At 39.3% G+C, this 14,027-nt stretch carries 13 protein-coding genes; 5 read left to right on the forward strand and 8 right to left on the reverse strand.

What is annotated here, in order from left to right:
• Positions 1–2 precede the first annotated feature (2 nt).
• From OLM56_RS14450 to OLM56_RS14460, 3 genes are all read left to right on the forward strand, one after another.
• The gene (locus OLM56_RS14450) at positions 3–2,393 is read left to right on the forward strand and encodes a 3-hydroxyacyl-CoA dehydrogenase/enoyl-CoA hydratase family protein (RefSeq protein ID WP_264527483.1); all 2,391 of its coding nucleotides are present in this window, start codon (positions 3–5) and stop codon (positions 2,391–2,393) included.
• A gap of 23 nt (positions 2,394–2,416) precedes the next feature.
• Positions 2,417–3,598 (forward strand): acetyl-CoA C-acyltransferase, encoded by a 1,182-nt coding sequence (locus OLM56_RS14455; protein WP_121374503.1) that lies wholly within the window; start codon positions 2,417–2,419, stop codon positions 3,596–3,598.
• Between the two features lie 164 nt (positions 3,599–3,762).
• Positions 3,763–5,568, forward strand: a complete 1,806-nt coding sequence (locus OLM56_RS14460) for an acyl-CoA dehydrogenase family protein (protein WP_264527484.1) — start codon at positions 3,763–3,765, stop codon at positions 5,566–5,568.
• 83 nt (positions 5,569–5,651) lie between these two features.
• Here OLM56_RS14460 and OLM56_RS14465 read toward each other — a convergent pair whose 3' ends face one another.
• The 4 genes from OLM56_RS14465 to OLM56_RS14480 form a co-directional block, all read right to left on the reverse strand.
• Positions 5,652–5,822: a lmo0937 family membrane protein gene (locus tag OLM56_RS14465; protein ID WP_121374505.1), complete on the reverse strand. Its 171-nt coding sequence runs from the start codon at positions 5,820–5,822 to the stop codon at positions 5,652–5,654.
• A 40-nt stretch (positions 5,823–5,862) separates the two neighbouring features.
• On the reverse strand, positions 5,863–6,024 hold the full coding sequence (locus tag OLM56_RS14470) for a lmo0937 family membrane protein (RefSeq protein WP_121374506.1): 162 nt from the start codon (positions 6,022–6,024) through the stop codon (positions 5,863–5,865).
• A gap of 37 nt (positions 6,025–6,061) precedes the next feature.
• The gene (locus OLM56_RS14475) at positions 6,062–6,655 is read right to left on the reverse strand and encodes a DUF4142 domain-containing protein (protein ID WP_264527485.1); all 594 of its coding nucleotides are present in this window, start codon (positions 6,653–6,655) and stop codon (positions 6,062–6,064) included.
• A 129-nt stretch (positions 6,656–6,784) separates the two neighbouring features.
• Complete coding sequence (locus tag OLM56_RS14480) at positions 6,785–7,987, reverse strand: NAD(P)/FAD-dependent oxidoreductase (protein WP_264527486.1); 1,203 nt, start codon at positions 7,985–7,987, stop codon at positions 6,785–6,787.
• Positions 7,988–8,181: 194 nt separating this feature from the next.
• Here OLM56_RS14480 and OLM56_RS14485 point away from each other — a divergent pair, with 194 nt between their 5' ends.
• Positions 8,182–9,384 carry an LETM1-related biofilm-associated protein gene (locus OLM56_RS14485; protein WP_121374509.1) on the forward strand — a complete coding sequence of 401 codons (1,203 nt, stop codon included), beginning with the start codon at positions 8,182–8,184 and terminating at the stop codon, positions 9,382–9,384.
• A 34-nt stretch (positions 9,385–9,418) separates the two neighbouring features.
• Here the strand turns inward: OLM56_RS14485 and can are convergent, their stop codons facing one another.
• From can to OLM56_RS14505, 4 genes are all read right to left on the reverse strand, one after another.
• On the reverse strand, positions 9,419–10,054 hold the full coding sequence (gene can, locus OLM56_RS14490) for a carbonate dehydratase (protein ID WP_121374510.1): 636 nt from the start codon (positions 10,052–10,054) through the stop codon (positions 9,419–9,421).
• Positions 10,055–10,088: 34 nt separating this feature from the next.
• Positions 10,089–11,948: a SulP family inorganic anion transporter gene (locus tag OLM56_RS14495; protein WP_264527487.1), complete on the reverse strand. Its 1,860-nt coding sequence runs from the start codon at positions 11,946–11,948 to the stop codon at positions 10,089–10,091.
• A gap of 85 nt (positions 11,949–12,033) precedes the next feature.
• Positions 12,034–12,264 carry a hypothetical protein gene (locus OLM56_RS14500; RefSeq protein ID WP_170148720.1) on the reverse strand — a complete coding sequence of 77 codons (231 nt, stop codon included), beginning with the start codon at positions 12,262–12,264 and terminating at the stop codon, positions 12,034–12,036.
• A 216-nt stretch (positions 12,265–12,480) separates the two neighbouring features.
• On the reverse strand, positions 12,481–12,960 hold the full coding sequence (locus tag OLM56_RS14505; RefSeq protein WP_121374512.1) for a Dps family protein: 480 nt from the start codon (positions 12,958–12,960) through the stop codon (positions 12,481–12,483).
• A gap of 118 nt (positions 12,961–13,078) precedes the next feature.
• Between OLM56_RS14505 and OLM56_RS14510 the strand changes: the two genes are divergently transcribed.
• A complete protein-coding gene (locus OLM56_RS14510) occupies positions 13,079–14,026 on the forward strand; it encodes a hydrogen peroxide-inducible genes activator (protein WP_121374513.1) in 948 nt (315 codons plus the stop codon).
• Position 14,027: the final 1 nt, after the last annotated feature.

The raw sequence follows: 14,027 nt of genomic DNA on the forward strand, positions 1-14,027 counted from the left end.
GAATGAAACGACTCATTAAAAAAGTTGCTGTCATTGGTTCGGGAATCATGGGATCGGGCATTGCCTGCCATTTCGCAAATATCGGCGTAGAAGTACTGCTGCTCGATATTGTGCCTCGTGAATTGACCGAAGCAGAACAGAAAAAAGGCCTGACGCTTGAAAGCAAAGCGGTCAGAAACCGAGTAGTAAACGAACATTTGGCGAATGCGTTAAAATCAAAGCCCTCTCCTATCTACAGCCTGAAATTTGCTGACAGAATCAAGACAGGGAATACGACCGACGATTTGTCTAAAATAGCAGAAGCCGACTGGATTATTGAAGTCGTAGTCGAAAGGCTCGACATCAAAAAACAGGTTTTTGAGCAGATTGAAAAATTCAGGAAGCCGGGTACTTTAATTACTTCAAATACCTCGGGAATTCCGATTCACTTTATGAGCGAAGGAAGAAGCGAAGATTTCCAGAAACATTTCTGCGGAACGCACTTCTTTAATCCTGCTCGATATTTAAAACTCTTTGAAATCATTCCGGGACCAAAAACTTCGACAGAGGTATTGGATTTCTTGAATGAATATGGTGAAAAGTTCTTGGGCAAGACATCGGTCATTGCAAAAGATACGTCTGCATTTATCGGAAACCGTATCGGTATCTTCGGAATCATGAGCATGTTCCACCAAGTAAAAGAATTGGGACTCACTATAGAAGAAGTCGATAAATTGACCGGACCGGTTATCGGCCGACCAAAATCGGCCACCTTCAGGACAGTAGATGTTGTTGGATTGGACACGCTCGTTCATGTAGCCAACGGATTGTATGATGGTGTTCCGAACGATGAAGCACACGAACTGTTCAAATTGCCAGAGTTCATCAGCAAGATGATGGAAAACAAATGGCTCGGAAGCAAGACAGGTCAAGGATTCTACAAAAAAGTAGACAAAGACATCTTGTCGCTTGACCTGGATACGCTAGAATACAGAGCGCCAAAGAAAGCTTCTTTCGCAACATTAGAACTCACAAAGACCATAGACAAGCCGATTGATCGTTTCAAGGTTTTGGTTAAAGGAACGGACAAAGCGGGAGAATTTTACAGAAAAAACTTTTCTGGTATGTTTTCATATGTTGCCAACAGGGTACCAGAAATCACTGAAGATTTTTATAAAATAGACGATGCCATGAAAGCCGGCTTCGGATGGGAAAACGGACCGTTTGAAATCTGGGATGCGATTGGCGTAGAAAAAGGAATCGAATTGATGAAAGCCGAAGGCTATGAACCTGCTGCTTGGGTTACTGAAATGCTGACATCTGGCAACAAATCTTTCTACACTATCAAAGACGGAGCTACCTATTTTTATGACAGGGCTTCGAAATCACAGAAAAAAGTACCGGGACAGGATGCGTTTATCATCCTTAACAACATACGCGAAAGCAAAAAAGTATGGAGCAACAGCGGCGCCGTAATCCATGATTTGGGCGATGGAATCTTAAATCTGGAGTTCCAATCAAAAATGAATACTATCGGAGGCGATGTGCTGCAAGGCATCAACAAAGCCATCGATTTAGCTGAAAAAGAATACTCTGGTTTGGTTATCGGAAATCAAGGAGCCAATTTTTCTGTCGGCGCGAACATCGGAATGATTTTCATGATGGCTGTCGAGCAGGAATATGACGAGCTTAATATGGCCATCAAACTGTTCCAAGACACGATGATGCGTGTGCGCTACTCTGGAATTCCTGTGGTAGTCGCTCCACACGGAATGACCCTAGGCGGTGGCTGCGAAATGAGCATGCATGCCGACAAAGTAGTTGCGGCAGCAGAAACGTATATCGGTTTGGTGGAATTCGGCGTAGGTGTTATCCCTGGCGGTGGCGGTTCGAAAGAAATGGCACTCAGGGCATCTGACTTGTTCCGCAAAAACGACGTGGAGTTAAACGTATTGCAGGAATATTTCTTGACAGTGGCGATGGCAAAAGTATCGACTTCTGCTTACGAAGCGTACGACTTGGGCATCTTGCAGCATGGAAAAGACGTCGTAGTCGTCAACAGAGACCGTCAGATTGCAGAAGCTAAAAAACATGCCTTATTGTTAGCAGAAGCCGGATATACGCAGCCTGTGAGAAGAAAAGACGTTAAAGTCTTAGGCAAACAAGCCTTGGGAATGTTTCTGGTAGGAACCGACAGCATGGAGGCCGGACACTACATCTCCGAGCACGACAAGAAAATCGCAAACAAGTTGGCTTATGTAATGGCGGGCGGCGATTTATCGGAACCAACCTTGGTCACAGAACAATATTTACTGGACATTGAAAGAGAAGCCTTTTTATCCTTATGTACAGAAAGAAAGACATTGGAGAGAATCCAGTTCATGCTGACTAAAGGGAAACCATTGAGAAACTAATCGAGACATTAAAGAAACTAGAAATGAAAACAGCATATATAGTAAAAGCATACCGCACAGCCGTCGGAAAAGCCCCAAAAGGAGTCTTCCGCTTCAAGCGTCCTGACGAGCTGGCCGCAGAAACCATCCAGTACATGATGAATGAGCTGCCTGATTTCGACAAAAAACGAATTGACGATGTCATGGTCGGAAACGCCATGCCGGAAGCCGAGCAAGGACTAAACGTAGCCCGTCTGATTTCCTTAATGGGACTAAAAATAGACGACGTTCCGGGAGTGACTGTAAACCGTTACTGCGCTTCGGGATTGGAAACTATCGGAATGGCGACTGCAAAAATCCAGTCGGGAATGGCCGATTGTATTATTGCCGGTGGTGCCGAAAGCATGAGCTTTATTCCGATGGGAGGTTACAAACCAACTCCAGATTATGCCGTAGCCAAAGAAGGGCACGAAGATTACTACTGGGGAATGGGACTAACAGCTGAAGCAGTTGCTAAGCAATTCAAGGTATCTCGTGAAGATCAAGATTTGTTCGGTTACAATTCGCACCAAAAAGCATTGAAAGCACAGGCCGAAGGCAAATTTGACAAACAGATCGTTCCTATCACCATCGACCAGATTTTTGTAGATGAAAACGGAAAGAAAGCTACCAAATCGTATACGGTGACCAAAGACGAAGGCCCAAGAGCCGACACCTCATTGGAAGCCTTAGGAAAGCTAAAACCTGTTTTTGCTGCTGACGGAAGCGTTACGGCAGGAACCTCATCGCAAATGAGCGACGGTGCCGCATTCGTAATGGTCATGTCGGAAGAATTGGTAAAAGAGCTAAACCTTGAACCAATCGCAAGACTAGTAAGCTATGCCGCTGCAGGTGTTGAGCCGAGAATCATGGGAATCGGTCCCGTAAAAGCCATTCCAAAAGCATTAAAGCAAGCGGGAATGTCGCTGAACGATATCGAATTAATCGAATTGAACGAAGCTTTTGCATCACAATCATTGGCCGTTATCCGCGAATTGGGCATCAATCCGGATATCGTAAACGTAAACGGAGGCGCAATTGCATTAGGCCACCCGCTGGGATGTACCGGAGCCAAGCTTTCCGTACAGCTATTTGATGAAATGAAACGAAGAGGCAACAAATACGGTATCGTAACTATGTGTGTAGGTACTGGACAAGGAGCTGCTGGGATTTACGAAATACTATAAATAGTTGAAAGTGGATAGTGGATATGAGACATCATTTTAAAAAATTTAGAATTTAGGAGATTATATGGATTTTCAAAATTCTTTGCAATCCTCTTTTCTATAAACTATAAACTATGCTCTATTCTCTATTATCTTAAAAAGTCTAACAAAAAACAGAAAAAACAATGGCAGATACAATCGAAAAAGACGTTACCCGTGGCGGGCAGTTTTTGGTAAAAGAAACAAAAAGTGAAGACATTTTTACTCCGGAAGATTTTTCGGAGGAACAGTTGATGATGAAGCAGACGGTAAAAGAATTCGTAGATAAAGAAATCTGGCCGAACAAAAATCGCTTCGAGAATAAAGATTATGCCTTTACAGAAGAATGCATGCGCAAAGCTGGAGAACTAGGACTTCTTGGCGTTGCTGTTCCAGAAGAATACGGCGGTTTAGGAATGGGATTCGTTTCTACCATGCTGGTTTGCGACTATATTTCGGGCGCTACAGGATCATTCTCTACGGCATTTGGAGCGCATACCGGAATCGGAACCATGCCGATTACTTTATACGGAACCGAAGAACAAAAGAAAAAGTACGTACCAAAATTAGCTTCTGGCGAATGGTTTGGCTCGTATTGCCTGACCGAACCTGGAGCAGGATCGGATGCCAATTCTGGAAAAACCAAAGCAGTTTTGTCTGAAGATGGCACACATTACAAAATCACAGGTCAAAAAATGTGGATTTCTAATGCGGGATTCTGTAGTCTTTTCATCGTATTTGCTAGAATTGGCGACGATAAAAACATCACCGGATTCATTGTAGAAAACGATCCGGATAACGGAATCTCTATGAACGAGGAAGAACATAAATTAGGCATCCGTGCCTCCTCTACCCGTCAGGTTTTCTTTAACGAGACAAAAGTTCCTGTAGAGAACATGCTTTCAGAAAGAGGAAACGGCTTTAAGATTGCCATGAATGCTTTGAATGTGGGCCGCATCAAATTAGGCGCTGCCTGTCTTGATGCCCAAAGGAGAGTGACTTCGGGAGCTGTGAAATATGCGAACGAAAGAATCCAATTCAATACGCCAATTGCAAACTTTGGGGCCATTCGCTCTAAATTAGCTGAAATGGCTACGTCTTGCTATGCAGGAGAAAGCGCTTCCTATCGCGCTGGAAAATCCATTGAAGACCGAATTAATGCACGTGTTGCCGAAGGCGTTTCTCACCAAGAAGCAGAATTGAAAGGAGTTGAGGAATTCGCTATCGAATGTTCTATCTTGAAAGTAGCTATTTCAGAAGACGTACAAAATTGTTCAGACGAAGGAATACAGATTCTTGGAGGAATGGGATTCTCTGAAGACACACCAATGGAAAGTGCCTGGAGAGATGCGAGAATCGCAAGAATCTATGAAGGAACGAATGAAATCAATAGAATGCTTTCTGTCGGAATGCTTGTCAAAAAGGCAATGAAAGGCCATGTCGATTTGTTAGGCCCTGCTATGAAAGTGGCTGAAGAATTGATGGGAATTCCGGATTTCAATACGCCTGACTATTCTGAGTTATTCGCTGAAGAAAAGGAACTGATAGCCAAATTGAAAAAAGCATTTTTGATGGTAGCCGGAAGCGCCGTACAAAAATACGGTCCGGATTTAGACGCGCACCAGCAATTGCTGATGGCTGCGTCCGATATTTTGATTGAGATCTATATGGCCGAATCTACCATCTTAAGAACCGAAAAGCTGGCAAAATCAAAAGGTGCCGAAAATGTAAAAGAACAGATTGCGATGGCGCAATTGTACTTATACAAAGCTGTAGATATCGTAAATGCTAAAGGAAAAGAAGGTATCGCTTCTTTTGCAGAAGGCGACGAGCAACGAATGATGCTGATGGGATTAAGACGTTTCACGAAATACACCAATCTGCCAAATGTGGTTGCCTTGCGTGAAACTATTGCTTCAAAGTTAATTGAAGAAAACCAATATTGTTTTTAGTTAAGTTTAAATAGTTGGTCAATGAAAAAGCCGCCGCAATATAGCGGCGGCTTTTGTTTTTGCTTTTGGCGGGATTAAATTTCTTATAAAGGCTTTCTCCCTTGAATAATTCTAAGCAAGATAATAATGACTGCGATCACTAATAAAATGTGGATCAAGCCGCTGGTAGCAATTCCTGTTCCTAGCACTCCGAAGAATCCTAATGCCCAGATAATTACCAAAATAACTGCAATTGTATAAAGCAAATTTCCCATAATGTTTTGTTTTTTATTGGTTAGACTATTTGTTTATAAATTATTCTAAAGGCTTTCTTCCTTGTATTACTCTTAAAAGTACGACAATTATTGCAATTACAAGCAAAATATGAATAAGATTGCTAGTAACCATTCCTCCTAAAAAGCCTATGGCCCAGATAATTATCAGGATTACGGCGATTGTATAAAGTAGATTTCCCATGGTATATGAATTTGATTGATAACGATTTTTATAAGGCTTATTTTTTAACAGTGGTGGATTGCAACTGCTGGATGGCATCATGATGGTCTTTTAAAGCAATTACTTTTCCTTCAAGATAGACTTTGATTTCTACATCTTGTGTTTTCTGTCCATCTTGTGTAAAATCTTCTATAGCTTCGTGATGGTCTTTATAAATACGGTCAAGGTATTCTTTGTCGAAGTTTTTGGCATCGACCTTGTTCAGACGGTCATATTCTTTTTGTCCGTCTTCTGTAATTGCGGAAGGAATTGATATCTGTTTCCCTTTGGCCAACGTCGCTAATTCATTAAAGGAATCGTTATGATGTTTCTCCATCATCTTTCCTAAATCTTTTACGGCTGTCGAAACTCCCTTAGTTTGGGCTAATTTCCCGAGTTCTCTCTGCTGCAAGTCGAATTCAGCGGCATCTACAAGGATTTCTGCATCTTCTTCGGCTTTTTTGGTATCGTCAAACTTGGCTTCGTTTTCTTCTTCTGCAATTTCTTTAGGGTCTTCTGTTTTTAGTTCGTTTTTACAGGATGTCATTCCAAAACTTAGTGCCAAGACAGCCAGGCTTAGTATTGCTTTTCCATAAATTGCGGGCTTTTTCATAAGATATAGATTTTAGCTGGTTCATAAATAATTTTCAGTTTATCTAAATTACCCAATAAAAAACCCATCCTACTTATACAATTAGTCTTTTATGTTATACGATTTTGCTGACACGAATTTTAGTATAAATCAGACTCTATCAAAGGAAAAAATTGAGGCATCCTTGTTCTTCTTGCCAAGAATTAAGTCGGTAATAATTTCTGCTGCAATTAAGCTGAAAGTAATCCCGTTTCCTCCAAAACCTAAAGCAAAATAACTGTTCGGAAGCTTGTCATACGTACCAATAAAAGGAAGTCCGTCTTTGGTAGAACCAAAAGTTCCCGTCCAGCTGAATTCAGGCTTAAAATGCAAATGAGGAAAAATAGTATTGACGTCTTTGGTCAACTGCTTGGTTTTTTTGTTGATAAGCTTATTCCTCTTGTCAGGATCGTGAAAATCTTCATCCCTGCCTCCTACCAAAACCCTTCCGTCTGGTGTTGTCCTTATGTACAGATACGGATCAGCTGTATTCCAAATCAAGACCTCATCCTTCCAAAAATTCTTTTCGTTATATTGTTCACTAACGACGGCATAAGTAGATTTTAGATCGACTATCTTTTTATCGATAAACTCCACAATCTCATAGCCTGTGGCATAAATTACTTTTTTTGCTTTTATGGTAAAACCCGTTTCAGTCTTCAGCACAGCTCCGTCTTTTTTTGTCTTAATATCGACAATAGGACTTCTGTCATAAATATTAAGCTCCTTATCTGTTTTAAACTGCAATAAGCGATGCGTTAGCGCATAAGCATTGGTCTGGGCGCCATGATTGGAAAGAATTGCCAGCGGAGCCTTGAATCCGTATTGACTGTAAATCTGTTTTTCGTTGAGCAGTTTTACATCAAATCCGGCTTGTTTTCTGGCTTCAAATTCTTTTTCCAGCATCGGAATGTCTTTTTTATAAGCAGCATAGTAAAGGCTTTTCTTTCTTTCAAATTCTTCCGCTTTGACTTTTTTTGCAATCTTTTCCAATTCATCAATGGCATAATCGCAAAGCTGATAGGCTCTTTCTGCAGGTTCCTTTCCAATCATTTCAATCAATTTATGCAGCGGCGTGTCAATTTCATACTGAAGCAGCGAGGTACTGGCTGATGTACTGCCTAACCCGATAGTCCGGGCATCAATCATCGTGCATTGTATTCCGGCATTGAGAAGATAATAACGAACTAATGCTCCAGAAATGCCAGCACCAATGATGACCACATCGGTTTCTATGTCTTTGTCCAGTTTTGGAAAAGTAAACGGCAGGCCGTCTTTGATCAGCCAAAAAGGCATTCCTGATTTTAGGTTCATGGAGATTATTTTAGGATTATGTCTATTAAAAATAAGTATAAAGCGTCAAAAGTCAGTTTCAATTGTGACTAATTTAAGTTTTGTTCAACACACTTTCTAAGGATTTTAATGTCAACCGACAGCGTAAAAGGCAACCTTTAAATATTTTTTGTCTTCTTAATAAAAAACATAGCTTTGCATCAGAAATTCAAACCATGATCAACCCATCGGCACACGGCTGGATAGACAAGTTTTTTGCAGAACAGAAACATCTGCAACTTCCTGTCGTGGGCTATCCTCTGGAGTTTTATAAAAATACAAGAGCGACCGGCTTTATCTACGGCCATGTGGTTTCTTTCGATACGCCGATGCCTATTGATACTAAAGGATGGATTTCTGAAGAATACTCTAAAGTAGCGCTCTTGAATACGCTTTATGGCGTTTACGGTTTGGTCTCCCATGAATCTAATTCAAAAGACTTTATCACAAGAGCTATCGCTTTTTACAAAGAAATGCATCCTAAAGGGTTTACGCTTTTGGATAAAATGCTTCCGGAAAGCCTGCCGTCGCACAATCTTGAAAAGATTATTGCCGAACGAGTTCAAACCAACGAAGACATCATCAGCAAGAACTTTTCGCATATCTTGACGAATGCTTTGTTGTTTATGGATGTATTGGCTTTTCAGCAGTATCTGATGAATAATGCTATTCCTGAGAATTACTTAAAAAAGCTGGAAGAAACTATTGTCAGCATTATCTCTTTAGCTTTGAAGACTAAGCTTAAGAAGTCACAGTATGACGATTTGCTAATCAAGCTTTTTGAAGCTTCAGTCCGTTATACGAAATTTTCAAAAGTGAATGTCCAAGACCTTGAAGCTTTGGAATTAATTTTTTTCACCCAGCAGCTAGAAAAGCTGTACCTGATAGACATGGCTGGAATGGCACTCTGGAATGATATGGAAATGGAGAGCAACGAGGCTTACTTTCTTTACGAGCTTGCAAAAACCATGAATGTTCCTGATAATTTTGTTACCGAAAGTATTGTCTCGACTGACAATTTTATCAATAAGTATAAAAAGCAGATTCCGTATTTTAATTATTCGAATCCTGTCAAGCACTTTTACGATCAGGCCACCCAGAATGTAAAACTACTGATTACGCGAAATAAGTCGCGATTGGCAAAAGAATTGGCTAACAACGGCGATCTGATGCTTTTACTTACACATTCCACACACCGCAGCTTAGATGCAAAAGAGAAGAAAAAAGTAAAAAAACAGCTTTTGGAAATCTGCAAGACGATTCCATCGCTGACAATCTTTTTATTGCCTGGAGGGACTTTACTGCTGCCGATACTTATAAAATTTATCCCGCAATTATTGCCTTCCACTTTCAACGAAAATCTGGAATCAGAAGAATAAAAAAAAGCCTCTTGAATCAAGAGGCTTTTTTTATTTAGAATTTTAGCTGGTAGACGCTGTCAAGGTCTTCATTACCGCAAAGGTTTACTTCTAGGTCTTTTACGATACCTGAACTCAACCCGTATACCCAACCATGGAGGCATAATTCCTGTCCGTTTTTCCAAGCTCCTTGTACGATTGAAGTTTTAGCCAGGTCATACACTTGTTCTTTCACGTTCAATTCTACAAAAGAATCAAAACGTTCTTTTTCATCTAAAATTGAATCCAAATAGTGGTGGTGGTGTCTGTAAACGTCTTTAATGTGGCGAATCCAGTTATCAATCAAACCAATCGAATCGTTGCCCATAGCTGCTTTTACGCCGCCACAGCCGTAGTGTCCGCATACAATAACGTGTTTCACTTTCAAAACGTTTACGGCATAATCCAAAACACTAAGCATGTTCATGTCAGAATGCACGACCATGTTGGCAATATTTCTGTGAACAAAAACTTCGCCAGGCTGTGCTCCGATTACTTCGTTGGCAGGAACACGGCTGTCTGAACATCCGATCCATAATAATGGTGGCGACTGTCCTTCTGCTAATTTTTCGAAATATTTTGGATCTTGGCTAATTTTAGATTCAACCCATTTTTTGTTACCGTCTAATATCTTTTTATAAAAATCGCTCATTGTTTTTAGTATTATAATTTTAAAATTACGTCGGTTATACCGACTCTTTATTGTTTCTTTCGTTTTCGACTAATGCAATACATCTGTCATAATCGGCTTTGGCTTGTTTTCTTAGTCTTGCTTCTTCGTAATTTTCGAAGAAGACATGATTGGCTTTATCGTCAATATCATCCAATTCATATGCCCTTTTAAAGCCTTTTAGTTTTACCTTTATATTTTCTTCGGCGGCCTTAATGGTTGCAAATTCTTGAATCAAGTCCAATACGTCGTGGGCAATATATACCGTATCCGAAGCATTGATTACGACTTTAGAATTTTCTGGTATTTCAGCTAAAGTTGTCTTGATGGCAGCCTTGTTCAAGAAAGAAACTTCTTGTGCCAAATCAATTCGGATCACGTCGCCATCTTCAAATTTCTCTTTTCTAAAGCGATAGGCTCTTTTTAGATTTCCTCTCAAAATAAAGATGATACTGATGATGATACCCAGGGCAACTCCTTTTAGCAAATCTGTGAAAACTACTGCTAATGTTGTTGCAAAAAATGGAAAATATAAGTATTGATTGCGGGTTATCATTTTTCTAAATTCGATAACATCTCTAAATTTATAAATACTGTAACCTAAGATTACTACTGAAATAGCAGCAAAAACGATTACTGCAGTACCTACTGTTTGAGTTACATCATAAGCAATCTTGATGGCAACTAATGAGATAATCAATAAATTAATTGCTTTTGGCATGTAAGAAGCAAAGTGCTTGATATTGGGAACTGCTAGTTTGTAACCTACCAATAAAAGTACTGCTGCCAAAGTTGCTAAAGGAATTTTATTAAGCAGAAAAGGTATCGCCAAAACGCTAATCAGTAATAAAACACCATGAATGATGGCCGACATTTTTGATTTTGCGCCTGCGTTATTATTTGCAGAAGTTCTTACTACAACCGAAGTCATTGGCAAACCTCCAAGAAGAGCGCTCAACATATTTCCAATTCCTTGTGCTTTTAATTCAACATTAGTATCGGTATATCTTTTCTGAACATCCATTCTGTCTGCAGCTTCAATACACAAAAGTGTTTCAATTGATGCGACAATTGCTATTGTAGCTCCCACTATCCAAACTTTCGGATTCAGGAATCCTGCAAAATCTGGCAAAACGATTATATTTTTAAAATCTTCTAAACTTGAAGGAACTGGTAGAGCAACTAAATGTTCATTAGAAATGGCAAGTGAGCTTCCCGAAGTTATAAAAAACTCGTTTAATAGAATTCCAACAATTACAGCCACCAATGCTCCTGGAACCAATTTTAAACGTTTTAGAAAACTTAGCTTGTCCCAAGAAATAAGAATAGTCAGCGATACGAGGGTTATGATAATTGAACCGATTTGGATATAATCCAAAGCTCCTAATAGCGATGAAAATGTATTACCACCATCATTCTGAAGAAAACTTTCATCTCCTTCAAAATCAGTGTCGTATCCAACAGCATGAGGAATTTGTTTTAATATAATGATGACTCCGATACCAGCAAGCATTCCCTCAATTACATTCGTCGGAAAATAATTGGATATGCTTCCGGCCTTGATAAATCCAAGAATCAACTGAAGCAATCCAGCGATTAGTACAGCTGTCAGGAATATATTAAAGGCTCCCAAATCTGTAATAGCAGTCAAAACAATTGCAGTCAGGCCGGCTGCAGGTCCGGAAACGCTGATGTGAGAGCGGCTCAAGAAGCCTACTACTACACCACCTACGATTCCAGCAATAATACCTGATAGTGGCGGTGCACCAGACGCTAAGGCGATACCCAAACATAATGGAAGCGCCACCAAGAAAACCACTAAACCAGAAGCAAAATCTGATTTAAGGTTAGCAAAAAGATTGATTTTTTTTGTCATACCTAAAAAAATTTAATACAAGAATTTAGATCACATTAAAGAAATGCAACCGTAGATTTTGAAGTATTCAAAATCTTAAATTGTATTAAACCTGTTCGGGCGGTGGAGAAAAAATGCTTGAAGCCGCATTATCGTGCTTCAAAGTATGTTGTGAAATAATAAGACTTGATGAACTTTCTGTATAGTTTGAGAAAGTGATATAGTCTGTCGCTTTTAAAGCGGCTTTTAATTCTTTGCAGCAGTTGTGGTTGTGCTGTTCTTCTTCTGACATGCTGTAAACCATAGACGTATCGATGTCTTCCTTTATCAGACTCACAACTGTGGGTGTGACGATAAAAGTCATAAACATTAATAAAACTAATTTTACTGCCAATTTCATAAGCGCGAAAATAGAAATTTCAATCGTTATTTTAAAACATCGTAAATTAATTTAATCAAATTTTAACAACAGAAAAAAATGCAACAGTTACTCTATCATAATTGTTGCATTTTTCATAAAAAACACGGAATTAATTTCCGAAATTCTAACCGACTATATTTTCTCTTCAAGCCAAGCTTTCATCATCCAGATTGTTTTTTCTTGTTCTTTGATAAAGTCGCTCATCATCGAATTTGTTCCTTCGTCATTTGCTTCTGCAGATTTTGTCAGAAGATCTCTTTCTATTTTTAGCAGATCCGATAAGGATGTTACGATCAAATGTACCGCTTCTTCATCTACAGAAATATTTTTCCCTACTTTTAATTTGTTGTTTTTAATGTAATCTTCAAACGTATGTAATGGCTTTCCGCCTATAGTCAAGACTCTTTCAGCAATTAAATCAATTTTGAGCTGGGCATCGTTATACAATTCTTCAAATTTCACATGGAGATCAAAAAAACGCTTTCCTCTAATATTCCAATGTATTCCTCTTAAATTTTGATAATATACTTGAAAGCTCGAAAGCAGTATGTTTAGATCATTTGAAATTTCTTCGGTTTCTTTAACTGGCAATCCTAAAATATTAGTTTTCATTGTTGGTTGATTTTATAATTCTTAAAAATTCTCTATCATAAAATTACAAAAAAATAGCCTATTTAAATCATAAATAAATCTTATAGTTTTTATATTTGCATCATAAATTATTATAGTAATGACAATCACACAATTATATTATGTCTTGGCAGTCGCCGAGAATAAAAACTTCACCCTAGCAGCCGAAAAATGTTTTGTAACACAGCCAACGCTGAGTATGCAGATCCAAAAACTGGAAGATGAGCTAGGCATTTTGATCTTCGATCGAAGCAAAAAACCAATCCAGCTGACAGAAATTGGACAGAAGATTGTGACTCAGGCCAAAAATATCGTCAATGAATCAGACCGTATACAGGATATTGTAGACCAACAAAAAGGATTCATCGGCGGCGAATTCAAACTAGGAATCATTCCAACGATAATGCCCACGCTCTTGCCGATGTTCTTGAATAATTTTATAAAAAAATACCCAAAAATCAAGCTGATAATCGAGGAACACAATACGGAAGAAATAATCACACGTCTAAAAAACGGACATCTGGATGCGGCAATAGCGGCGACTCCGTTGGAAGATGAAAAGATAAAAGAGATTGTCTTGTATTATGAGCCTTTCGTCGCTTATTTCCCAGAAAACCATCACAGTTTTCAAAAAGAAGAAATAGAAGTGGATGATATTGATGTGGATACTTTATTATTATTGCAGGATGGACATTGTTTCCGCGATGGCATCTTGAATTTGTGTAAAAATGTCAATAACTCTGAAGCTTCGCCTTTCCAGATTGAAAGCGGCAGCTTTGAGACGCTTATCAAACTAGCTGATGAAGGATTGGGAACGACGCTTCTTCCTTACCTACATACTTTAGACCTAAAAGAAAAAGACAAATTAAAGCTTCGTCATTTTAAGGAACCGAAGCCTGCCAGAGAAGTAAGCCTTATATTTCCGAAAAGCGAGCTGAAAATACATATTATTGATGCGCTGCGTCAAGTCATTGCGGGCGTGGTCAAAGGCGCTATCGTCTTTCAAAATGTACAGATAATAAGTCCGCTGTCAAAGAAGACACAATAAA

Origin of the sequence: Flavobacterium sp. N2550 (assembly GCF_025947265.1) — a bacterium.
GTDB lineage: Bacteria > Bacteroidota > Bacteroidia > Flavobacteriales > Flavobacteriaceae > Flavobacterium > Flavobacterium endophyticum.